We start from the raw sequence: 24,123 nt of genomic DNA, 5'->3' as shown, positions 1-24,123 counted from the left end.
TGATTGAAATATCCTAATTTAGACACTTTTTAGCTAAAAATAATATTAAAAAACTAAAATAAACATTTTTTAAGGAAGTAATTATGAATATTTTATTGCTTGAAGATGATTATTTATATGCTACTAGTATTTGTGAATATTTGCAAGATTTAGGATTTAGTGTTGATGTTTTTAGTGATGGCGACTTAGCCTGTAAAACTATCGCAAATAAATTTTATCATCTTTATATACTTGATATAAAAGTAATAAATACTAATGGCTTTGATGTATTAAGTTATATAAAAAGCTTAAATATTACTAACCCTATTATGATGATGACTTCAAGAACTGATATAGCAAGTATTAAAAAAGGATATGAGCTAGGCTGCAATGAATACCTTAAAAAACCTTTTGAACTAGATGAATTAAAATATAGAATTAAAGAATTATTAAAACAATTTTTTAACACTCAAAGCAATGATACAATCACAATTTCAGGCGAGTTTGTATATGATTATATTTCTAAAAGTCTTAGCAAAAATAAAACTCTAATAGAGCTTACTAGTAAAGAAATCACATTGATTGAATATTTGTTAAGCAATAAATCAAGTTATGTAAATGTAAGCAGTATTTATGAATATGTATGGGGGGGGGCAAATGAAGAATTTGAAACCAATGGCTCAAGCGATGTAAGAGTATATGTAAAAAGAATTAGAGCAAAAACTTGCGATGATTTTATAATATCATCTAGAGGACTTGGCTATAAAATCAATGTCTAAGCAAACAATACTATTAACCCTTATAGCTTTAGTCATATCAATGTTAGCTATAAATATATTGAAATTAAGTGTAGCTAATGATAAAAACTCTACGCTATTAGAACTAGCAAGTTATATAAATAAGGATTTAAATAACTTACAAGATATAAAAATATGTATTTTCAATAATGAAGAAATTTTAAAATGCGAACTTGATATAAACTATATAAAAGATGATTTTATATATAAAACTCATAATTCTTTGCTTTATTACAAATTCCAAAAACAAATAAACAATACAACATACAATGTGGTGCTATCAAAACCTTGCGTTTATAACAAAAGCATAATCAATGCTGCTATAGTGTTTGGTGGGGGAACTTTTATATTATTTGTTTTAATTTACTTAGTTTATAAAAACAATATCAAAAGTTTAATTTGGTATAAAAACACTATGAATACATTTTTTTATGATGCAATGCACGAGTTAAAAACGCCATTGGGTATAGCCTTATTAAATGCTGATATGTTAGAAAGTAATAAATATCAAAAAAGAATTAAAGCAGCACTAAATCAGATGAAAACAACATATGATGATGTAGGATTTTATATAGAAAATCCAAATGCTAAATACCCACTAAAAAATATTAATTTTTCTAATTTTTTAAAAACAAGAATTGATTTTTTTAATAGTATTGCTAGTATGAAAAGTGTGGAATTTCATTTAGAAATCACTAATGATTTATATGTATTAATCAGCGAAGTAGAGTTACTAAGAATTGTAGATAATAATATTTCAAATGCAATTAAATATACAAAAGTTAATTCTAAAATTACAATATCTTTAAACCAATCAAATGAAAAAATAATTTTTATAATACAAGATGAAGGAATTGGCATAAAAGATACAAAAAGAATTTGGCATAGATATGCTAGAGAAGATTTAGCTAAAGGTGGATTTGGCTTAGGTCTTAATATAGTAAGAAATATTTGTAAAAAATACGATATTGTATATGAAGCATTTAATTATGAAAAAGGAGCAATTTTTAAATACTCTTTTAAATCATAATTTTTTAATTTAATCTTAATTTAAAAACTAAAAAATATAATTAATTAACTTAAAATCTTAACTAAAAGGTATATAATGAAAAAAGTTATCATATCACTACTTGTAATATCTAATCTTTATTCTTATGAATATACAAATAAAGTTCATCCTTTCGGAATGTATTTTGGAACTCAAAACCATAAACAACATACAGATATAGATTTAGCTGATTGCGTTATAAATAATACAAGAAATAATGATAAGGGCAGAAGTGCTTGTTTTCAACTTTATCAAATCTTTAACATAGATGATCATTTTAATAGAACTGATGCTGAAGACGAGCAAAGAATTATTGTAAATTGGGGATTTAATTGGGATTATGCTTGGGCTAAACTAGATTATCAAAATAGCATTGTGAAAAAATTTGGCTATTTTCAAGGCAATCAATCATCTCATCATACCGATTCAAGAAGATTTAGAGAAAATGTATTTTGTGTAAATTACGAAGATAATGCAGCGGGAACTAATTATAATCCTAATAATTATGATGATTTTATTTCTCATCAAAACTCAAAACCTAAAAAGCTAGATAGTGTAAAAAACACTGAAATTACTTTTCCAATGAAATCTTATTTTTATGATGAATCGTATATTCAAGATGTATTTAAAGAATTTGAAGTTAATACAACAGGCAAAATCATACTTTTAGCAAGTAGCAATAATGATTCAATTTTTAGCTATTTTTTAAGCGAACAATTACTAAATAATGAAAAAAACTCAAATGCTTATAGATTTGCAAATACTTATCTAGGCTATCAGCACGGCTCAAGCACAACTTCTGATAGCGAAAACGCATACAATGATTTTGTAAGATTTATGAAAAGCAAAGGCTGTAGATTAAATCCTGACCAAGGATTTGCTAGCGGAATACCTTTAACGCTAGATGAAAACGAAGTAGGTGCTACCTTAACTGATAATGCTTATTATACAAATGATGAATGTGCTAAATATTCAGAACAATTTTTCTTAAAAAATAATGCCTTGTATTCCCCTAAAGAATTTTTAAAAGGTAATGCTAAATGGGGATTTTTAAATAATCAATATTTCGCACAAAATAAATCAGGACTAAGCAAATGCTACACATTTAATATGGAATATTACGATGGATATTATTTTTCTAGCAATGGATATTACAATGAAAAAAGTCAGTGGAAATCAAACGAGTATAAAACCTATGATATAAAAGCTTTAAGGCTTAGGAATTTCGTTTATAACAATAATCAATCACTTGCAAATGCTAAATATATTCAAAGATTTTCTCCTTACATAGATACAACACAAGAAAGAAGTATTTATAGTATTCATAAAACTAGAGATGGAGCAATAGGCGAAAAAGCAATATATAAAGAAATCAAAAATTCAAAAGATTGTATAATCAAAGTTGCACCTGGATTATTTGATATACGAAAAGAATGTAAGAATTCAAAATACAAACAAAACGGCATAAGAGAAAGAGCTGGAATTATGCCTAAAGATATAGGTAATCAAGAAAATATAAGCACAAAAATCTTTAGCCTACATTTAAGACCAACCTCATTAAAAGAAGAATATAAATACTATAAAGATAATATGAAAAAATACACGGCAAGTCCAGGGGATTTATACGCTCATTTAAAAAATCCAAAATATTTTACATCTACAGATATTGTAAATTGGGGTAAAAATTATGGAGATGGGAAATTCCCTGCTGATACAATTGTAGGAATTTATAAAAATAAGCCTGCAATTAATGCTAATTTTAAATTCTTATTCTATCCTGACGCAAATAGCACTAAATTTAGTTTAATTTCAAAAGATTTAAATACAGCAGGCAGTGCAAAAGTAGGAGATAAAACATATCCTATATTTAATAAAATTCCTGAAGTTCATATAACTCCATTTTATAATGGTCAAAACTTAGAAAAAAGATATGATTATACAAAGACTAAAGATGGAAATTATATAAAATGTTGCGATAAAGATTTAAGCAAATATTATGTAGATTTAAGAGTTCAAATTAGCACTTTAGCAAAAAGCGGAAATGATTACAATATTGTATCAAGACAACCAAGTGTAATTTATTATGAACTAGATTTAGATTATGCAAATGCAGAAAACTTAGAATACTTCATAAGAGAACTTAGCTTTAAATTAAAAGAACCATCGTTAATAGAAATTACAACAGAAAGAATTTACGATAACGACAAAAGACCTATGTTTGAAGTAGATAGTAAAAATATCATAAAGGGCGTTAGTGAGACTGCAGCATTTATTTTAACAGATGAAGAAATAGTGCAAAAACAACACTATTTTGGAAGTATCTGGAAAATATTAAATAGAAAGCCTAGTCTAGGAGAAGATTTAAGACCTAGTATTAAAGACTTAAATGATAAAAAAGCAAAAATAGCTAATGATACTTATACAAGAATGGTTGGAGATAATGTATATATAGGTTTTGTTCATGCAGCTGATAAAACTAGAATTAGTTTCTTTTCTAATACTGCAAGTGTAAATCACGATGATGGAAGAGCTACTAAGGTTTTGATATACGATAAAGATGATTTTAGAGTAAATCCTGATAATCAAATGATGGGAGATTTTATAATTGAATTTATCAATATAACTCCAGGTCGCCACGATATTTGCTATACTCAAAAAGATATGCAAGGTAAATTATTAACCCCTACTCCAATATGCAAAAACTTTATGGTAAGACCAGCTGAAATAAAAATAAATAATTTTGTTACTAAAGCAGGAGAAGGATTAAAAAAACCTTTACCAACTACTCTTAAAGCAAGTGTATTAGATACCCAAGATAGAAAATTAAGTCTTAATTCAAATATAGGAATTAAAGAAGCTAAATTAAAAGTTACAAATAGCAAAGGTAGTTTTTATACATTTGATTTAGAAACAAGTGCTTATAACAAAATTAGCCAACTAAATCCTATTAATTTTAAACGCAATAATAAAGATTATAGTTTTGATATGGTAATTGCTTATCCTTTTGCTGGAAGTGGAATTATTGAGTTTAAAGACAATGATTTTGTAGGAAGTGATATTACTAATAAAAAATGTGAAAATACTGGATTTTCAAATACAATCAACGCTAATGGAAAAATATCTTGCCATATATTAATTAAGCCTATTAATGCTGATTTTACTAGCTCATCTACTACGAATTTAAATAATATAAAAACATCTGATGGTTTATCTGATGCTGTTTTATTTTCTGATGAAGTTGTAGGACAAAGCGAAGCTGATTTGGGTAAATGTTCTGGTATAAATTGTGATTTTACACATTCACTAAATATACCTGTAAATATAGAAAATAAAGGCTCAAGTTCTGCTAATAGTTTAGAATATGTATATAAGTATTTTCCTAGTGATATTGATATAGATTTTGATTTAAATTTCTTAGATAATAACGATACTCAAGCTAGTAGTAGATATAGAATATATACAAATAAATTAAGTATTAAAAATATGAATATCACAAATCAAAAAATCAAAATGACTTTAAGTGCTAGCAATACTACACTAAATGCAATTTTTGATTCAAAAATGCAAAATTTAGATAACGAAGTCAATAAAAATTTAAATACTCTAAGTAGCGTTGCTAAAAAATACGAAGCAAGTCCTGATGATTTAGAATTTATTACAAAAATAGGCTATACAAAATTCCAAAAAACAAATGACTTAGCACCTAGTAAAGACATTTTAAATAAGCCTGATGTAAATGAATTTAATCTTGATACTACAAGTAGCATAACAATAGATAAAGGAACTCCTGTTAATTTTACAAAAAATTATCCATTTATTTTTGCTTATGCAATGTATAAAGATACTAAAGCAGATGCGGGTAAAAAATATAAAAAATTATTACCGAGTGATTTAAAATTAAAATATATAAATACAACTGGTAAAATTAGCGAATTATACACAAGCACAACTACTAGCGGGCATTATTATCTAAAACCAATTGCTGATATTATTAATAATATTTCTTTTACAAGTGATTACAATTCAAATATCAAAAAACTTACCGATGGAAGTATTGAACTTGAATTATCAAGTGATAAAAAAACTAATGAATATATAAAAGATTTAATTAGAATGCACTCAAATAGCGAAATTAGTGCAAAAGAAAGCTTTAGCGTAGAATACACTAAATAATTTTTTAGGAATTTAAAATAAATCAAATTATTTTAAATTCCTTTTAATTTTTAATATAAAAATGCCTTTTTATAATTCTTACTATTTTTTAAGTTTGTATGTTTATAATTTTAGCTTTATTTTTTACAAGGAGATTTTTTGGACCCCAGTTATACGGCATTAATGCTGTTTTTAGCATTGTTTTGTGTTTTTTTAAATGGATTTTTTGTATTATCTGAGTTTAGTATTGTCAAGATTAGAAAAAGTAAGTTAGAAGAATTTGTAAATCAAAAAAGAGCTAATTCAAAACTAGCTTTAGAAATGTATAAAAATTTAGATACTTATTTATCAGCTACTCAATTAGGTATTACTTTAAGTTCTTTGGCTCTTGGTTGGTTAGGAGAAAGTTCTGTCGCTGTTTTATTAAATAAAATTCTATCAAGCTTTGATGTAAATCCTATAGCAATACATAGTATTTCTGTTGCTATTTCTTTTATATTAATTACACTACTTCATGTAGTTTTAGGAGAAATTGTTCCAAAAAGTATAGCAATTGCAAAAACTGAAAGCATAGTTTTATGGATAGCAAGACCACTTTATTTATTTAGAATAATTTTTGCACCTTTCATAGTTACATTTGATTTCTTATCTTTATCTATATTAAAAATATTAAGAATAAAAACAAACGAGCACGCAGCTCACTCTGAAGAAGAAATTAAATTCATAGCAAGCGAAAGTCAAAAAAGTGGCGTTTTAGATGAATTTGAAACCGAACTTATACAAAATGCTGTTGATTTTAGTGATATTGTAGCAAAAGAAATAATGACTCCTAGAAGAGATATGATTTGCTTAAATAAAGTTAATTCATACGAAGAAAATATAAAAATAGTTCATGATTATAAACACACTAGATTTCCTTTTATAGATGCTAGTAAAGACAATGTTTTAGGTATGATTCATATTAGAGATTTATTAGATAATCAAAATAAAGATTTAAATGAATGTGTAAGAAAAGTTCTATTTGTCCCAGAAAATATTAGTATTTCAAAGGTTCTTGTTCAAATGAATAAAGAGCAAATTCATACAGCCATAGTAATTGATGAATATGGTGGAACAGCTGGGCTTTTAACTATGGAAGACATTATTGAAGAACTTGTTGGAGATATAAACGATGAGCATGATAAAAAAGAACAAGATTTCAGAAAAATTAACGATAATGTTTATATAGTAAATGGAAGACTAGATATTGAAAGTGTTGAAGAAATTCTAGATATTAAATATGATGATGAATTAGAAGAACTTACAATTGGTGGTTATGTCTTTAATCGTTTAGGACATGTTCCAAGTGAAAAAGAAAGATGTGAAGATGAGCATTGTTATTATGAAATAAAACAAATGCAATCAAATAGTATAAAATACTTAAAAATAATCAAAAAAACAAAGGAAAAACTATGAATAAATATAGATTAATTACTAGAAGTGATATGGATGGACTTGTATGTGCTGTTTTGCTTAAACATATGGATTTAATAAGTGATATTAAATTCGTTCATCCAAAAGATATGCAAGATGGAACAATAGAAATTACAAATAATGATATTGTTACAAACTTACCATATTGTCCTAATGCTTATTTAGTGTTTGACCATCACGAAAGCGAAAGTATTAGAAACGGAAAAGCAGATAATCATATAATTATTCCAGATGCACCAAGTGCTGCTAGAGTTGTTTATGATTATTATGAAAAACAAGGCGTAAAATTTCCTGAAGAATGGCACGATATGATGGTAGCTGTTGATAAAGCAGATAGCGCTCAATTTTTAATGGAAGATGTACTTGAGCCTAAAGGTTGGGAATTCTTAAGCTTTTTAATGGATAGTAGAACTGGACTTGGTAGATTTCACGATTTTAGGATAAGCAATTATAACCTTATGATGGATTTAATTGATTATTGTAAAAATCATAAAATTGATGATATTATGAAATTACCTGATGTAGTAGAAAGAAGCGATTTATACATTAAATACGAAAAAGAATTTAAAGAACAACTAAAAAGATGCTCTAAAGTTTATAAAAACCTTGTTGTTTTAGATTTAAGCAAAGAAGAAATCATTTATCCAGGTAATCGCTTTATGATTTATGCACTTTATCCTGAATGCAATATATCAATTCATAAAATCTTAGGATTTAGAGGTCAAAATATGGTTTATGCGACAGGTAAAAGTATATTTAATAGAACTAGCAAAACAAACATAGGTGAGCTAATGTTAAAATACGGCGGTGGCGGACACGAAGCTGCTGGGACTTGTCAAGTTGCTCACGAAAATGCAGATATTGTATTAAATGAATTAATTGCCAAAATTAACGCTGATGGTTAATCTTTCTTGCTCGTTTTAAATTCTTATATTTAAAACGAGTTTTCTAATAAAAATCAAGAAAATATAAAAACTATAAAAAATAAAATTGGAAAAATTATTTGAAGTTATGAAATGGTGCTTAGGGGGAGACTCGAACTCCCGACCTCCGGCTTATGAGACCAGCGCTCTAGCCAGCTGAGCTACCTAAGCGTGAATAAAAAAAGCAAATTATATATATTTTTGCTTAAAATTTTATAAAATTAAAAATATTTCTAATAAATTGCGTATTAAACTTGCCAACTATGCTATTTAAAAACTAATTTTGCTATATTTTTACACAAATACTAATATTTTTTTTGTTTTTTAGCTAAATATTGTTTTTTTATTGTAAAATAGGGCTTTTAATCAATATTAAGGAGTTTTAGATGACTAAAGCAGATTTTATTTCATTAGTTGCTGAAAAAGCAGAAATTACTAAAAAAGATGCTACAACTGCAGTAAATGCTGTATTTGAAGCACTAGCTGAGTCTTTAGAAAAAGGTGAATCAATTCCATTTAATGGTTTTGGAACTTTCTCAACAACTGATAGAGCAGAAAGAACTGCAAGAGTTCCAAGCACAGGTAAAGAAATTAAAGTTCCAGCAACTAAAGTTGTTAAATTCAAAGTTAGCAGCGTGTTAAAAGAAAAAGTTGCTGCAACAGCTTGCAAAACTGGTAAATGTGGTAAGAAAAAGAAATAATTACCCAATTTAGTGGCGTTTTTAATGCCACTAAATATATATTTTTTTAGTATAAATACTCAACGCTTTTAATTCTTTTTTCCCAATTTTATAATAAATATATTTTAGGTAGTTTTTAATATCATCATTACTAATTTTTCTTGTATTTGAATAATAATCTAAAATATAATTAGGTATTTTTATTCTTTGATTTGCAGTTAGATTTTTTCTTATAAAAGGTTTTAAAATTCTTTTTGCACTATTATGATTTTTAATACTTGAAAACCTTGCAAACATAAAAGGCAATTTAGTTAATTCATACCATTTTTCACACATATCAATGTATTTTTCTTTATTATTTACATATTCTTTTAGTGCCTTATCTCCAATAATTACTTTACCATTTAATTTTAAAACCTTAGCTAAAGCATTTGAAGTGGCTGATTCTTTATCATTTTGTGCATTTGAGTTCTTTTCAACTAATACACTTAATACCTTTTTGTTAGCACAAATTCCTATATTTAAATTCTTATATTTTGACCTTTTACTTTCAATACTAGAAATAATTGCGCAATCTAATCTTTTTTCTTTCAATGCTTTATTTAATTTTGCAGGAACATCTTTTTTATACTCTATGCTTTTTTTTACATAGCTTGGTAATTTTGAGCTTTTTAAATAAAAATGCAGTGGTAATAAATTAATATAATCAATCTTTCCGAATATCATTTTTACTCCTAAATAAAAATAAAAATGCCACTAATATAACTAAATAATGCAATGTTTCAGGAATTTTCACACTTAAAGAATAATGAAATGCCGCTAGTAAAAACACAAAATTAGAATAATTTAAATACTTTTTATAAAACATTAAAATCATAAAAATAAATGCAATTAATCCTAAAAGATTTCTTATTGCAATAGTATTTGTAAATAATATTTTTATATTAAATTGATTATCTACTATAACAAAATTTAAAAAATGCAATATTGCAAAAAATCCAGCTAATTTACCAAAAAACTTTATAAAAACTAAGAATTTATTAGGTAAAGCAATACTTAAAAATAAAGATATTAAAGCAAGTTGCCCACTTGCTTTATAAATATCTTTTACATAATCATATCCTAATAAAACAGATGATATAAAATACCCAAAAGACATTAAAACTAAAAGAATTTTAATTGCAATAATCATTAAAAATTCTTTCTTAAATCTAAATCTTTATATAAATACCCAACTTCTTCTTCATAACCATTAAATAATTGAGTATCTTCTTTAAAAAAGCTACCTAAAACCCTATGAGATGCTTGAGACCATCTAGGATGTGGGACATTTGGATTAACATTTGCATAAAAGCCGTATTCATTCGGATTGTATTTTTCCCAAGAGCTAACAGGTTGTTCTTTAGTAAATTCAATTTTAGCAATTGATTTAATATATTTAAAACCATATTTCCAAGGAACAACTAAGCGAATTGGAGCTCCATTTTGAGCTTTTAATTTTTCTTTATAAAGTCCTGTTGCAAGTAATGTTAGCGGGTGCATTGCTTCATCTAATCTCAATCCTTCTACATAAGGATAATCCAATACTCCATTAAATCTTTGATCAGGAAAAATATCAGGGTCATATAAACTTGTAAATTTAACAAATTTTGCTTCACTTGTTGGCTTTGCAAGATTAATCAATTCTCTTAATTCAAATCCTTGCCAAGGCAAATTCATACTCCAAGCTTCTACGCAGCGTAATTTATAAACCCTTTCAACAATTTTAAAAGCTGATAAATCAGTTAAGGTCATTGGGTTTTCACACAAACCACCTATCTCAATTGAAATAGCTTTATCATTTAAGCTTGATTTACTAGCTAATCTTACGCATTCGCTTTTGTTTGTGCTAAACTCATAAAAATTAACATAATTATAAGCATATTCACTATCGCTTGGAACTAAATCAAGATTGGTTTTTGCTAATTCTTCAGCTATTGCTTGGCTTGAAACTATAGTTCCTGCACCTAACTTTAAAAAATTTCTTCTATTTAAATAATAATTTTTATCTGTTACCATTTTTTCTCCTTATTAATTTTTAATTCTAGGTAAAAAAAATAAATACTTATTATGAAAAATCTGTTAAACTTCGCAAAAATTTAATTTAAAGGAAAAAGTATGGCAATTAAAGCTGATTACATCTGGATGGATGGACAAATTATTAACTTTGCTGATGCAAAAGTTCATTTTTTAACTCACTCATTACATTATGCTAACGCAGTATTTGAAGGAACAAGAGCTTATAAAACAGAAAATGGTATGGCTATTTTTAGATTGCAAGATCACACTAAAAGATTATTAGAAAGTGCAAAAATCACTGCAATTACTCCACCATTTTCGCAAAAAGAATTAGAAGATGCTCAAATTGAGTTATTAAGACGCAATAATTTTAATTCAAATACATATATTCGCCCTTTAATTTTCTTAGGCGATGGTATTATGGGAATTTATCATGCAAAAGCTCCTGTTAGAGTAGGTATTGCAGCTTGGGAATGGGGTGCTTATTTAGGAGAAGATGGACTTAATAAAGGTATTAAAGTATGTTGTTCATCATTAATGAGAAATAGCACAAAAGCAAATTTCAATAAAGCAAAAGCAAGTGCAAACTATCTAAACTCAATGATGGCTAAATATGAAGCTATTAATTCAGGTTTTGAAGAAGCTTTAATGTGTGATGAAGAAGGATTTATAGCAGAAGGCACAGGCGAGTGCTTTTTCATGGTTAAAAATGGCGTATTAATCACTCCACCAAATGATTATGCTCTAAAATCAATCACTCAAGATTCTGTTTTAAAAATTGCAAAAGATTTAGGTATTAGTGTAGAAAGAAGAAGAATTAGTAGAGATGAAGTTTATGTTTGTGATGAAGCATTCTTTACAGGAACAGCAGCTGAAATTACTCCTATTAATTCACTAGATCATAGAGTAATAGGAAATGGGGCTCGCGGAGAAATTACTAAAAAAATCCAAGATGCTTTCTTTGATATAGTATATGGAAGAAATGAAAAATACGCTTCTTGGCTAACTTATATTTAATTTTTAGAGCGAATTATCGCTCTAAACTTTATAATATATAGAATCTAAAATAAGAATTTGATTTTAACTTTTAATTTTATTAACAATAAGACTATCTTTTATAAAATCTTTTTTCTAATTATAAACTTATACAATGTAAAATGCTTTCTTTATCAATTAACAAGGAGTATAAATGCCAGCAGATTTGAATGATTATTTCAATAAAAACAAAAAAAATGACAATAAAAAAACAGATTTTAATATTGATTTTAATTTTAAAGGTTTTGGTAAATTTAACGGAGTAATAATTGCAGCTGTTGTTATATTTTTAATAGTAGTAATAGCTAAGCCATTTGTAGTTGTAAATTCAGGACAAGTAGGTATTAGATCAACTACTGGTAAGTATGATCCGATAGCTCTTCAACCTGGTTTTCACTTTATAATCCCGTATTTTCAAAAAGTTTTAATTGTAGATACTAAAGTAAGACAAATAAATTATGCTAGCGTTGAAGGTGCGAGTGAAAGAACTTATGGTAGAGAAAGCATAATCAATAAAGAATCAATCACGGTTGTTGATGCTAGAAACTTACCTGTATCAGTAGATATAACAGTGCAATATCGCTTAGATGCAAGTAATGCACCTCAAACTATAGCTCAATGGGGACTTGATTGGGAAAATAAAATTATAGACCCTGTTATTTTAGAAGTTGTAAGAAGTGTGGTTGGAAAATATACAGCTGAAGAATTACCTATAAAGCGTAATGAAATCGCTGCTTCAATTGAACTTGAATCAAGAAAAAGCATAGACGCTCAAGATAATAAACCTGTATTACTTGAGAGTGTAAAACTTCGTGGAATAATACTACCAACAAATGTTAAAGAGCAAATTGAAAAAGTTCAAATAGCTAAACAAGAAGCAGAAAGAACAAAATATGAAGTTGAGCGTGCAAATCAAGAAGCACTTAAAAAAGCTGCACTTGCAGAAGGTATAGCAAAAGCTGCGATTATTGAAGCACAAGGTAAAGCAGATGCACAAAAAATAGAAGCAGACGCACAAGCTTATGCAAATAGAGAAATCGCAAAAAGTATAAGTAAAGAATTATTAGAATTAAAGCAAATTGAAACCCAAAAAGAATTTAACGAAGCTTTAAAGGTTAATAATGATGCTAAGATTTTCTTAACACCTGGCGGAGCTGTGCCTAATATTTGGCTAGATAATGCAAGCACAAAAAAGACAACCAGCCTTAATAATTAATGCAAAAATTATTAGATACTATTCATTTTTATCTAGCGAATTTCTATGCCCAAGATTTAATTCTTCTTGGGCTTTGTTTTTTATTTTTTATAGTGATTTTAATTCTTGCGATTTTTTTAAGAAAATTGCCAACTTTCTCAATATTTTTAATCATAGTAGGTATTGTTTTAGAATTTGTATTGTTTTTTATTGGAGAAAACTATATAAATGCTACATATCGTCCAGCAGAACTTGAAATAATCAAAAATGATAAATTAATTTTCAGCGATAATATATATTTAGATTTTAAATTACATAACAAATCTCAAAGAGATTTTAAAATATGCAAAATTAAATTCAATATAAAAAAAATCAGCAAAAATAACTTAGAACTAATCAAAAATACCTTAAAACCATTAAAAACAACAGAAATTATTTTAAAAGATATTCCAAAAAATTCATATGAAAAATCTTATTTATTAATACCTAGTAATGTTAAAAAATATACAATTGATACTTTAATTACTTGTTTTTAGGAGATATTTATGTATTTATCGCAATTTCATATCTTTGTAATATTTGCAGCTTTTGTAGTTTATATATTTTCACAATTTTTAATTATTTATTTTTTTAAAGAAAAAAACAAGCTTTATACCTTTTCTTTTACACTCATAATTTTTGTATTGATTTTTGGATATTCAACTCTTCTTACCATAGATAGCTTTTTAAAAAGTGTAGAATTAAGAAATCAAAAAGACTATAAATCAGCAAATAAAGTAGTAATTAGTGGTCAAATATATAATAATGGAAAAGTTCCTGTAAAAACCTGTGAATTAAATATAGGAATAATAAATCTTGGTATCAAAAAAGTAGATGGAAGTATATTTGATTTAAGCAAAGGCTTTGACCCATTAAAACTTAATAAAATTCGCAATTTTTACTCTCACGATTTTAAAATAGAAGGGATTATCAATGAAAACGCATCAAAAAGCTTTAAAGTAAGTGTCCCTTATCCAAAACATTTTGAAGATTATAAATTAAGATATATTTTAAATTGCAAGTAATTTCTTGTGATTTAATATTCTTTTATTATCTTAACTAGCGTTAATAATACTTGCCGCGAATATAAAATAAATATTTTTGATTCTAAATTTAAAAATAAAATATTAGATTTAAATTCTTTTAAAATATTTGTGAAATTAAATAAATAATTTATATTTTTTAACTTGTGAATTTATTAATTTTTAGCTTTTTTTGTTTTATCCAATAACTAATTTTATAAGCAATCCCCTAAATCGGGGCAATGTTCTCTAACGCAAAGCATTTTAATATAAGCGAAAAAACGCTTTATTAGTTTCAATCCCCTAAAGCGGGGCAATATTCTCTAACTAGTGAATTAAAGAATAATGGTAACAATTGGCAATAGTTTCAATCCCCTAAATCGGGGCAATGTTCTCTAACCCACTGAATGTACTTTAAGAGATAACCTAGTTTAGTTTCAATCCCCTAAATCGGGGCAATATTCTCTAACTATGAGTTTGCAATGGAGAACGGATTAGAGTTTACTATGTTTCAATCCCCTAAATCGGGGCAATATTCTCTAACTTGGAGTAGTTGTAGGAACAATTTGTGGTAAAATTGTTTCAATCCCCTAAATCGGGGCAATATTCTCTAACCCTTAATTTTCCCATACTTTGTAAAAGAACTAAAATAAAAAAATCATTATAAATATCCTTGATTAATGCCTAATTATCAGCAAATAATTTTAATACAATAAATTTTTTAGAAAATGCCAAGCAAAAATTCACAAAAACCCATAAAATTAAAATATTTAAGCTGATTTTAATCCTAAAACTAGGTAAATGCGAGATGATAAAATGGGGTTTAACATACTAAATTAAATTCTTTTAAAATTTCAATAGGATTAATTAATTTAAATTTATAATGCAATGAATAAATTGGGTTAAAAGATAAAATTCTAATTTTAAATTTCATAGTGTTTTAAAAAGCCTATAAATTATTATTCAAAAAAATATATAAATTGTAATGCTAAAAATCAAGTAATAAAATAGAAATTTTATGAGTTTTAATGACAAAATATGATATTTCGGCAAGAATTTAATTAAAAATTTTAGTTTTTAAAATCCTAATTAAAATTCTTATAATTTTATAAATTATATCTATATTTGCAGCCAAAAAAATCAAAACAAGGCTCTTCATCAATAGCTCTATTGGTATTGCCACAATTGTCTATTTCTATGCTAGATTTTAATTGATGAGTTATGTTAGCACTATCTGTTCTGGTATATAAAAACTCTAAATATCCATTATTTATCTTAAATCCTTCATTAAAAAAATACAATATCAAAACTATAAGGAGTAGATAAAAATAATGGTTTTTTTAATAGTTTTGGTAAGTTTGCTAAATAATTTTTAGTGTTTATTTTGTGTTGTTGTAATTTTTCTAAATCAAATAATTTTAAATCATTAAATTCCTTAACCTCATCAAGGGTATAAAAATAAACTCTGTCTTTTTCATACTTATTAGCTATATTTTTATAATAAACTATAGTTTTATCTAAAAAATCATTAGTAGCTATTCTTAAAAGCTCGTCTTTACTTAAAATCTTATTTTCTTTTACACAATATCCTTGCAAGTCTTTTTCATAATTGCTTTTAAAAACATAACTAAAATTATTAAAACTAGAATAATCAACCACAGGTCTAATAAAAAGCATTTCAAAACTAATAATTATTAGGCTAACGATTAAAAAAGTTTTGAATTTTAGTTTTTTATTTTTTTTGATAAATAATAAAAATAAGATTGTAAAAATTGCTAAATACACTAAAGGAAAAGTAGCATAAAGAATTTTAAAGGCTTTCCATATAAAATAAAAAAACCCATAAATTACTGAAAGAAAAATTGCAATAGCAAATAATATAATTAATAAAATTTCCATAATTACTCCCTTAAATTAGGGAGCTTTTTATCTATCATCGTCAAGTTTAAAATTATTAACAAAATCAGCATTATTAATAGTTTCAACACTTCTTCCGCCAAAACCTATATGAGATTGCGGAATTTCTTCTAGCATTACCACTATTCTCTCACGCTTTTTGCCTAATTTTGTTTCAAAATAATTTGTTAAATCACTTATTATTTCTTCGCATTTTTCTTTATTTGGCATTGGTGCTGCTAATTTTACATTAATTATTGGCATTTATTCTCCTTTGTAGATTTTTTTAAGATTGCTTATTTTAGCAGATGAATTTAACATTAAAAAATCAGCTATTATAAAACTTAGCATAGCTTTTAAGACAACAGCTCCACGAACACCTACGCAAGGATCGTGCCTTCCATAAATTGCATCTTTTATTAGACTAAAGTCTTTATTTAACATAGTTTGTTCTTTAAAAATTGATGGAGTTGGCTTAAAATGAGCTTTAATATAAATACTCTCTCCTGTACTAATCCCACCGATAATTCCACCACTAAAATTATGTCTAGTATGTAAAAATAAAGGCTTATTAATATTAGTTTTTGCTGCTTTAAATGACTTAAAATTAGGGCTTTGTTTTAAAATAGAGCTATTTTGATTTTGCATTAATTCATCATTGCTAACGCCTAAAATCTCATCATTTGCAAAAGAGCCATTCATTGAGCTAAGCTTTCTTCCTGCTCCAATTTCAACACATTTTACAGCATTTAATCCCATAAACGCACTAGCAATTCTAGCATCTAATTTATCATAAAGCCCATCTCCAAGCCCTGCCATTACGCCAAATGCTGCTACACTAACACTTGCACCTACGCTATCATTGTTATTTTTTGCCTTTGTGATTTCGTCTTTAAATAATTCTTTAAATAAATCATCGCCTAAAGCATTAAAATCTTTTTCTAAAGCCCTTTTATACTCTTCTTCACTGAATTTAAACTCATCTAAACTAACACCACCTACCCCACAAATACTAGCATAAGTTCTAATGTTAAATTCTTTTAATATTAAATCAGCAAAAGCACCTGCAATAACCCTTGCTACGCTTTCTCTAGCACTACTTCTACCACCGCCACGATAATCAAAATGCTCGTATTTTGCATAATATGTAAAATCAGCGTGTGCAGGGCGTAAATGCTCTTTATAATCTTTACTTCTTGTATTATTATTTTCTACTAGCACACAAATTGGAGCACCTGTGCTAATATCATTAAATACTCCACTAATAATATTAACTTCATCAGCTTCTTTTCTAGGAGTGCTAAACGCTCCGCCACCCTGTCTTAATTTAAGCAAGGAATTTATATAATCAGTATCAATTCTAACCCCTGCAGGATAGTTATCAATAACCACTCCAATTGCTTTTCCGTGACTTTCTCCAAAAGTGTTAAATTTTAAAAATGTTCCAAAACTATTCATCTTCTAACTTCTCTAACGCTAATTTAGCAGCACTTTGCTCTGCTTCTTTTTTGCTATTGCCCATTGCTTTTGTAAATAATTCATCATTTAAAAAAAGCCCTATTTCAAATTCTTTTTTATGATCAGGCCCTTTTGTATGTAAAATCCTATATTCAGGGGTTTGAGCCATTATTGCTTGGGTTTTTTCTTGTAATTTTGTTTTATAGTCTTTAATTAATTCTATATCAATCTTAGGAAAAACTTCATTTAATATCTTAGAGCCAACAGCACAAGCAATCTCATATCCACTTTCTAAATAAATTGCACCTATTATTGCTTCGTAAGCATCTGATAATAAGCTTGGTTTTTTTCTTCCGCCGTTATTTTCTTCAGATACTGATAATTGCAAAAACTCTCCAATTTCAAGATAACTAGCAATTTTTGCAAAAGACTTTTCATTCACCAAAGCTGCTCTTAATTTGCTTAAATCCCCTTCACTATAACGAGAAAAATCCTTGTATAAAATATTTGCTACTATCAAATCAAGCACCGCATCACCTAAAAACTCAAGCCTTTCATTATGAGTTTTGCTAAAACTTTTATGAGTTAAAGCCTGATTTAATAGGGTTTCGTTTTTAAATTTATATCCTAGTTTTTCTTCAATTTTATGATATTTTGAAATTCTTTTTTCTAGCACTACATTAGCATTTATAGTGTTATTTTCATACTCAAGTGCCATACTTCTAGCTAGTTCATCACACATTTCATTGTATTTATCACCATTATGAGCTTTAACCCAAATTGCATTAATATCGTGGATTTTGCTAACTTCTAAATAACTCTTCCATAATTCAACATTTTTTTTGCCTTTAAAATCAGTCTTAACCCAACCACTAAGCCATTCATTAATACCCTTAACTACATATTGACTATCGCTATATAAATCAATCTTGCAAGGTTCTTTTAAGCTTTTTAAAGCGTTAATACAGGCACTTAATTCCATAATATTATTGGTTGTAAGCTTATCTCCGCCACTATCTTTAATGATTAAATCATTATCTATAATAATCCAAGCCCAACCCCCTGCTCCAGGATTTTTAAGGCAACTCCCATCAGTATAAATCGTTAATTTTTTCATATCCTTATCCTTAAATTAGCTTGCATTGTATCACACTTAAAACACTGCGAACAAAACGGAGTGTAAAAAATAGATTGTGATGAGCAATTTTTACATAAATAAAATTGACTGATATTATTTGGATTTATTGTTTCATCATCAATTTTAATTTCTTTAAAACTTTTAGTATTAAAGCTTTTATAATTATTTATAAATTCTAAATCTTTTTCATAATCTCCTAAAACGCACAAACATTTATAAACTTCTTTGCATTCATTGATTTCGTTTAATTTAAAATGAATATATCCAAGACATAGTAGTGCTAATTCATCTCTAGCACGAGATTTTAAAATCTTTAATAAATTTTGTTTAGCGTCGTTTAATAATCCAAGCCTTAAATCACAAACAGATAATAAGTATAATAAATCTTTATCATTTGCAAATTCGTTTAATAAATTAATCAAAACATATTTGCACTCTAAAAACATTGAAGCTTTAAAAAATCCATTAGCTAAATTAAGCCTTTCATCAAAACTTAAACTACTTAAATACTTAGGCTCAATTGCATTAAAATTAGCAAGATATTTTTTAATATTTTTATTAGTTTGATTTTCCTTTAAACTTGCAAAAATTATTTGAGCTAAAGCAATAATTAAAACAAGGCTAATTAAAACTAAAATTCCAAAAATAGGATTTCTATAATAGCTAAGTATTAAATCCACTAATATCCTTTAAATAAAATTAATTAATTATACATATAATACTTTTATGATTACAAACGAGAGCATTCAAAGATTAAAAGATAGCATTAACATTGTTGATTTGATTTCAAACTACATTCCCGTGCATAAAAATGGTGCGAATTATATGTGTGTATGTCCGTTTCACGCTGATAAAAATCCTAGTATGGCTGTTCGTGAAAATGAAGGATATTTTCACTGCTTTGGGTGTGGGGCGAATGGTGATGCTATTAGCTTTATGCAAAAATATCATAATTTAGAATTTATAGAAGCAGTAAAAGAATTAGCAAATATTTATGGCTTTATTTTAGAAGATGATAAAAAAACAAAAATTATTCAAAACAACGACGCTTGTAAAATACTCAACGAATATTATATAAGTGAATTAAATATCCGTGGGAATTTGATTGCCTATCTTGAAAAGCGAAAAATCACAAGGGATTTAAGAATTAAGTTTAATCTTGGCTACGCACCAAGTGCAAATGATACTTTAAGGATTTTGCAAAAATCAAATATAGCTTTAGAACAAGCATTAATAGAAGGGGTAGTTAAAAAAAACGATAATGGAATTTATCCATCTTTTATAGAAAGAATTACCTTTCCAATCTACGATAATACAGGTTATTTAGTAGGTTTTGGAGGACGCACATTAAATCCACAAAATCCTGCAAAATATGTAAATTCTCCCGCTTCAAAACTATTTGATAAAAGTAGTATATTTTACGCTTATCATCTAGCAAAAAATGATATTAATAAACACAAAAGAATGATAATTTGCGAAGGCTATATGGATACAATAAGTCTTCATAAAGCAGGACTTACATATTCAGTAGCAGTGCTAGGAACTGCACTAACAGAGCAACATTTAAAATTAATTAAAAAAGATTGTTTTGTATCTTTATGCTTTGATAAAGATGCAGCGGGAAATGCAGCTGCTTTTAAAGCAGGAGTTTTATTGAGTAAATTTGGCTACAACGCCGAAGTAATAAGACTAAAAACATATAAAGACCCAGGCGAATACATTGAAAATAATGAAGAATTAAAGCTAAAAACCGAACTAAATAATACTATTAATATAATTAGTTTTTGTATTGAATATATATTTAAAAAAGAATTGAATTTAGATTATATAGACAAATTAAGCATAAGCAAAATTGAACCATTTTTAATCAAACAAGCATATTCAGCTGTGCTAAATTACACCAATACTATTGATAAATTTTTAGCCAATACTCATCTTAAAATATTTTGCGAAAATTATGGGCTTGATTTTGATTTATTAAACGGAATAAAAGCAAAAGTAATAGATAAAAAACCACAAGCTAAACAAACTCAAAGCAATTCTTTAGAAGATGCGATAATTTATTTTTTAGCTATTTCAAAAGCTAATTTTAATATTCTTATTTTAAGAGAATATTTTCATAATAATTTAATTGATGATGTATTAAATAAAAACTACGCAAATGCTAATATGCTAGAGTTTTTAAACAATATTCACCCTACTAAAAAAGTAGATAATATCTTAGTATTTTTTAATAATTTAGCCAATTATTACGCAAGTTGTAATATCCTAAACGCCTTGCTTTTTAAAAATTACGCTAAAGAATTAATAAAAAATCATAAATTAATTCATAGTAATGATGGTTTAAAAAAGGCTTATCATTGCCTAGTAGAACTAATAGCAAATCATAATAAGCAATTAAGCGATGATGAAAGAGCAAGGCTTAAAGATAATATAAGAAAATTAGGAGAATAAATGAAAGCATTAGCTTTATTTAGTGGTGGTCTTGATAGTATGTTATCAATCACTACCATTGCAAAGCAAGGAATAGAAGTTGAAGCTATTCACATTGATACAGGGTTTGGCGGAAAGAATTTCGCCCTTTTAGAGCGTCGTGCAAATATGGCTGGAGCTAGTTTTAGGGTTGTTGATATTAGTAGTAAATACTTGCAAGATGTATTGTTAAATCCAAAATATGGCTATGGAAAGGCTATTAATCCTTGCATTGATTGTCATGGGTATATGTTTAAAACTGCTCTTAGTATGTGTGATGATTTAGGTGCTTCTTTTGTAATTAGTGGAGAAGTGCTAGGTCAGCGTCCAATGAGCCAAAGAGCACAAGCATTAAATAGTGTTGCAAAACTTAGCGAAGATTTAAATAATATCATTTTACGCCCACTTAGTGCAAAATTACTAGCACCTACTATGCCTGAACTTAAAGGCTGGGTTGATAGAGAAAAATTATTTGATTTTAGTGGTAGGGGTAGAACTAGACAAATGGAACTTGCAAAAGTTTATGGTTATAGCGATTATGAAAGCCCTGCTGGTGGGTGTTTGCTAACCTTACAAGCATATAAAAACAAAATCCAAGATTATCTAAAATACAAAACGCTAGATAGTAAAAACGCTGAATTGTTAAGATATGGAAGGCATTTAAGACTGCCAAATGGTGCTAAAATGATAATTTCAAGAAATGAAGAAGAAGGTCTAAAAATCTTAAAATTATTAGATAATGAAGAGATAAAAATGAGCGAAATTAGAACCGATTTAATAGGTGCTATTTCTTTACTTGATAATGACGCTAGTTTAGAAGATATTAAACTTGCTTGTTCTTTAGCACTTGCATATGCAAAAAATCCTACTAATAAAGATTGTGAATTTATGCAAAATAATTATTTTGCTAATGCACTTAGCAAAGATGATGCTCAAAAATACTTTATAGTTTGATGAAATTCTTATTTGAAATTCTAGAATTTAAAATAAGAATTTCAAATTCTAAGATTTTATATAAGTATCAAAATAACTTAATTTTAAGCATAAATAAAATCATAAAACTAGACTTTTATATCTAAGATTTTGTTATTTACTAAATCTTCTACCACACTAATACTTAAGTCAATTTCTACACTATTTGCAATCGCATTTGCACTTTTGCCTAATTTTTCTAAGATTTTATTATCATCACTTGTAAGTGAATTTAAACCTTGTTGTTTGATTTTTTGAGTTATTTGCATAAGTTTTGCTAAAAGCTCGGCTTGTTCTAATTCTTTTTCTTTTTGCTTGTTTTTGATTTCTTCGGTACTTTGACCTTCTTTTGCAAAATAAGCAATTGACCTTTGAAATTCATTTTGATAGCGTTTTATATCTGTATTTTTCTCTTTTAATTCACTTTTATAATCTTGTTCTTCGCTAATATTTTCAAAATTAATCTCAGCAAAACTCAAAACCCCATCAAAATCCCTATCACTAGATATTACACTATCTAAATACTCACTAATACTTGTGCCAATTTCTAAAGTTAATTTATCATATGTTTTAGTATTTATAAATCTTTCATCACTTAATTTATTTACTACATAAATATATCCATTAAACTCGCCATAAACCCCAACTTCAAGCCTTGCGTTGCTTAATTCATCATTATTTATCCTACCATCTTGATTGCTATCAGCTTTTGCAAGTCCTAAATCATAAGCAATTGTTTTAAACCAGCTTGAGACAAAATTAGCAGCATTACCATTTAAAATAAGCTTATCATCACTTAAGATAAAATCAGCTTTATCAAAATGAGCCATTAATTTTTCAATAGTATTTTTACTAAGATTAACTCCTTGAGTATTATTATCAAAACTAAAAACAACATTTATATTGTCTTTATCACTTGTTTTTAGAGCATAATTTTGATTTGTTATATCATCTTTTATAGCATTAATTTGCTCTTTATTTAAATTGTGAAAATTACTCAAATTCGCCTTATGATAGCTAGTATCAAATACTTTTGAAATATCAACATCAAAACCACTAATTCTCATAAAATCTCCCTTAGTATTATTAGTTAGGAAAAATCCTAACTAAGTTTTAGTTGATACATCTTTTTAATATCACGCTATAGTTACAACCCCAGTAATTATTATTTACCATTTTATTAACTCTTGCTCTTTCTTGATTTAAATACATCCACTGCCAAGTTGTTGCACTTGCACTTGTAATAAAACCTAAAGCTAAAATAGCTAAAACTACTTTTTTCATTGAAAATCTCCTTTCATTAATGATTTGAATTATTATAATTTGATTTTAATTAATACTATTATTATTTTATTGAATATTTTGATATATTGTAACTTTTAGTAACAATTAATTAAAAATAAAAAATCAAACCTTAATATCAATTAATTTTGTATCGCTTAAATCTTTTTTAAATTCTTTCGTAAAATCTATAAAATCTCCTAGCTTATCACTACTTATTAAATCTTTTAATTTATCTTCTCTTATTTTTAATTCATTACTTATGTTTTGGATATTAAATTTTTGTAATATTTCTTTTTCGTTATTATCTAAAGATTGTGATTTTTTAAGTTTTTCAATTATATTATTAAGTTTAATTTGTTCTTTTGTTTCTTTATTTAATTCTTCAGTTATATTAGTATTTATTTTTTTGTGTGAAATTGTCATAAAAGGTAGATTATCTAAAAATACTCCATATTGGTAAGCAGTGTCAGAATAATTGTATTTTTCAGCAATTGTTATATAG

24 protein-coding genes, 1 tRNA gene and 1 pseudogene are annotated in these 24,123 nt (G+C 26.8%); 12 read left to right on the top strand and 14 right to left on the bottom strand.

All coding sequences use genetic code 11. From position 1 onward, the window contains the following. The first annotated feature begins 83 nt into the window (after positions 1 to 83). From AVBRAN9334_RS09090 to AVBRAN9334_RS09070, 5 genes are all read left to right on the top strand, one after another. Positions 84 to 758: a response regulator transcription factor gene (locus AVBRAN9334_RS09090; RefSeq protein ID WP_214118730.1), complete on the top strand. Its 675-nt coding sequence runs from the start codon at positions 84 to 86 to the stop codon at positions 756 to 758. A 40-nt stretch (positions 759 to 798) separates the two neighbouring features. Next, positions 799 to 1,806: a sensor histidine kinase gene (locus tag AVBRAN9334_RS09085; RefSeq protein ID WP_250325672.1), complete on the top strand. Its 1,008-nt coding sequence runs from the start codon at positions 799 to 801 to the stop codon at positions 1,804 to 1,806. A gap of 75 nt (positions 1,807 to 1,881) precedes the next feature. After that, positions 1,882 to 5,997 carry a hypothetical protein gene (locus AVBRAN9334_RS09080; protein WP_336607623.1) on the top strand — a complete coding sequence of 1,372 codons (4,116 nt, stop codon included), beginning with the start codon at positions 1,882 to 1,884 and terminating at the stop codon, positions 5,995 to 5,997. 162 nt (positions 5,998 to 6,159) lie between these two features. Next, complete coding sequence (locus AVBRAN9334_RS09075) at positions 6,160 to 7,431, top strand: hemolysin family protein (protein ID WP_214118732.1); 1,272 nt, start codon at positions 6,160 to 6,162, stop codon at positions 7,429 to 7,431. Further along, positions 7,428 to 8,354 carry an exopolyphosphatase gene (locus AVBRAN9334_RS09070; RefSeq protein WP_214118727.1) on the top strand — a complete coding sequence of 309 codons (927 nt, stop codon included), beginning with the start codon at positions 7,428 to 7,430 and terminating at the stop codon, positions 8,352 to 8,354. The genes AVBRAN9334_RS09075 and AVBRAN9334_RS09070 overlap by 4 nt, the downstream gene beginning before the upstream one ends. A gap of 112 nt (positions 8,355 to 8,466) precedes the next feature. On the opposite strand, the gene AVBRAN9334_RS09065 is transcribed toward AVBRAN9334_RS09070, so the two are convergent. Then, positions 8,467 to 8,543, bottom strand: a tRNA-Met gene (locus AVBRAN9334_RS09065). A 215-nt stretch (positions 8,544 to 8,758) separates the two neighbouring features. Between AVBRAN9334_RS09065 and AVBRAN9334_RS09060 the strand changes: the two genes are divergently transcribed. Beyond that, entirely contained in the window at positions 8,759 to 9,073 is a 315-nt protein-coding gene (locus AVBRAN9334_RS09060; protein WP_214118724.1) for an HU family DNA-binding protein, read from the top strand. A 30-nt stretch (positions 9,074 to 9,103) separates the two neighbouring features. Here AVBRAN9334_RS09060 and AVBRAN9334_RS09055 read toward each other — a convergent pair whose 3' ends face one another. The 3 genes from AVBRAN9334_RS09055 to msrP are packed head-to-tail and all read right to left on the bottom strand — an operon-like array spanning position 9,104 to position 11,110. Next, entirely contained in the window at positions 9,104 to 9,778 is a 675-nt protein-coding gene (locus tag AVBRAN9334_RS09055) for an MqnA/MqnD/SBP family protein (RefSeq protein ID WP_214150241.1), read from the bottom strand. Then, positions 9,759 to 10,244, bottom strand: a complete 486-nt coding sequence (locus tag AVBRAN9334_RS09050) for a hypothetical protein (protein WP_336607622.1) — start codon at positions 10,242 to 10,244, stop codon at positions 9,759 to 9,761. Before AVBRAN9334_RS09050 ends, AVBRAN9334_RS09055 begins: the two co-directional genes overlap by 20 nt. Then, positions 10,244 to 11,110 carry a protein-methionine-sulfoxide reductase catalytic subunit MsrP gene (gene msrP, locus AVBRAN9334_RS09045; protein WP_214118719.1) on the bottom strand — a complete coding sequence of 289 codons (867 nt, stop codon included), beginning with the start codon at positions 11,108 to 11,110 and terminating at the stop codon, positions 10,244 to 10,246. The genes AVBRAN9334_RS09050 and msrP overlap by 1 nt, the downstream gene beginning before the upstream one ends. Positions 11,111 to 11,209: 99 nt before the next feature. On the opposite strand from msrP, the gene AVBRAN9334_RS09040 reads away from it, so the two are divergent. From AVBRAN9334_RS09040 to AVBRAN9334_RS09025, 4 genes are all read left to right on the top strand, one after another. Next, positions 11,210 to 12,127 (top strand): branched-chain-amino-acid transaminase, encoded by a 918-nt coding sequence (locus tag AVBRAN9334_RS09040; RefSeq protein ID WP_214118718.1) that lies wholly within the window; start codon positions 11,210 to 11,212, stop codon positions 12,125 to 12,127. A 172-nt stretch (positions 12,128 to 12,299) separates the two neighbouring features. Continuing rightward, positions 12,300 to 13,361 carry an SPFH domain-containing protein gene (locus AVBRAN9334_RS09035; protein WP_214118716.1) on the top strand — a complete coding sequence of 354 codons (1,062 nt, stop codon included), beginning with the start codon at positions 12,300 to 12,302 and terminating at the stop codon, positions 13,359 to 13,361. Next, a complete protein-coding gene (locus AVBRAN9334_RS09030; RefSeq protein ID WP_336607621.1) occupies positions 13,361 to 13,876 on the top strand; it encodes a DUF2393 family protein in 516 nt (171 codons plus the stop codon). Before AVBRAN9334_RS09035 ends, AVBRAN9334_RS09030 begins: the two co-directional genes overlap by 1 nt. A 9-nt stretch (positions 13,877 to 13,885) precedes the next feature. Beyond that, positions 13,886 to 14,404, top strand: coding sequence for a DUF2393 family protein (locus AVBRAN9334_RS09025; RefSeq protein ID WP_336607620.1), 519 nt, complete (start codon positions 13,886 to 13,888; stop codon positions 14,402 to 14,404). Positions 14,405 to 15,507: 1,103 nt separating this feature from the next. Here AVBRAN9334_RS09025 and AVBRAN9334_RS09020 read toward each other — a convergent pair. The 7 genes and pseudogenes from AVBRAN9334_RS09020 to AVBRAN9334_RS08990 form a co-directional block, all read right to left on the bottom strand. Further along, on the bottom strand, positions 15,508 to 15,708 hold the full coding sequence (locus AVBRAN9334_RS09020) for a hypothetical protein (protein WP_336607619.1): 201 nt from the start codon (positions 15,706 to 15,708) through the stop codon (positions 15,508 to 15,510). Further along, positions 15,689 to 16,300 (bottom strand): hypothetical protein, encoded by a 612-nt coding sequence (locus AVBRAN9334_RS09015; protein WP_336607618.1) that lies wholly within the window; start codon positions 16,298 to 16,300, stop codon positions 15,689 to 15,691. Before AVBRAN9334_RS09015 ends, AVBRAN9334_RS09020 begins: the two co-directional genes overlap by 20 nt. 27 nt (positions 16,301 to 16,327) lie before the next feature. Further along, the gene (locus AVBRAN9334_RS09010) at positions 16,328 to 16,561 is read right to left on the bottom strand and encodes a tautomerase family protein (RefSeq protein ID WP_214118708.1); all 234 of its coding nucleotides are present in this window, start codon (positions 16,559 to 16,561) and stop codon (positions 16,328 to 16,330) included. After that, a complete protein-coding gene (aroC, locus tag AVBRAN9334_RS09005) occupies positions 16,562 to 17,755 on the bottom strand; it encodes a chorismate synthase (protein ID WP_336607617.1) in 1,194 nt (397 codons plus the stop codon). Further along, entirely contained in the window at positions 17,748 to 18,416 is a 669-nt protein-coding gene (rnc, locus tag AVBRAN9334_RS09000) for a ribonuclease III (RefSeq protein ID WP_336607624.1), read from the bottom strand. The genes aroC and rnc overlap by 8 nt, the downstream gene beginning before the upstream one ends. A gap of 66 nt (positions 18,417 to 18,482) precedes the next feature. Then, positions 18,483 to 18,872 (bottom strand): annotated as a pseudogene (rnhA, locus tag AVBRAN9334_RS08995) (ribonuclease HI); the annotation flags it as partial. Next, a complete protein-coding gene (locus tag AVBRAN9334_RS08990; protein ID WP_214118702.1) occupies positions 18,869 to 19,573 on the bottom strand; it encodes a tetratricopeptide repeat protein in 705 nt (234 codons plus the stop codon). The gene AVBRAN9334_RS08990 and the pseudogene rnhA, both read right to left, overlap by 4 nt. A 46-nt stretch (positions 19,574 to 19,619) precedes the next feature. Between AVBRAN9334_RS08990 and dnaG the strand changes: the two genes are divergently transcribed. Then, positions 19,620 to 21,347 carry a DNA primase gene (gene dnaG / locus AVBRAN9334_RS08985; RefSeq protein WP_239803014.1) on the top strand — a complete coding sequence of 576 codons (1,728 nt, stop codon included), beginning with the start codon at positions 19,620 to 19,622 and terminating at the stop codon, positions 21,345 to 21,347. Continuing rightward, on the top strand, positions 21,348 to 22,319 hold the full coding sequence (locus tag AVBRAN9334_RS08980; RefSeq protein ID WP_214118699.1) for an argininosuccinate synthase domain-containing protein: 972 nt from the start codon (positions 21,348 to 21,350) through the stop codon (positions 22,317 to 22,319). It abuts the gene before it with no gap. A 107-nt stretch (positions 22,320 to 22,426) separates the two neighbouring features. On the opposite strand, the gene AVBRAN9334_RS08975 is transcribed toward AVBRAN9334_RS08980, so the two are convergent. The 3 genes from AVBRAN9334_RS08975 to AVBRAN9334_RS08965 all read right to left on the bottom strand — a co-directional run. Next, positions 22,427 to 23,404: a hypothetical protein gene (locus tag AVBRAN9334_RS08975; RefSeq protein WP_336607616.1), complete on the bottom strand. Its 978-nt coding sequence runs from the start codon at positions 23,402 to 23,404 to the stop codon at positions 22,427 to 22,429. Positions 23,405 to 23,450: 46 nt separating this feature from the next. Beyond that, positions 23,451 to 23,621, bottom strand: a complete 171-nt coding sequence (locus AVBRAN9334_RS08970) for a hypothetical protein (protein WP_336607615.1) — start codon at positions 23,619 to 23,621, stop codon at positions 23,451 to 23,453. A 123-nt stretch (positions 23,622 to 23,744) separates the two neighbouring features. Next, on the bottom strand, positions 23,745 to 24,123 hold a 379-nt coding region (locus AVBRAN9334_RS08965; protein WP_336607614.1), incomplete at its 5' end, for a hypothetical protein.

The organism is Campylobacter sp. RM9334, assembly GCF_020138145.1.
In the GTDB taxonomy this organism is placed as follows: domain Bacteria; phylum Campylobacterota; class Campylobacteria; order Campylobacterales; family Campylobacteraceae; genus Campylobacter_E.
This window is presented reverse-complemented; position numbering and strand designations above follow the sequence as displayed.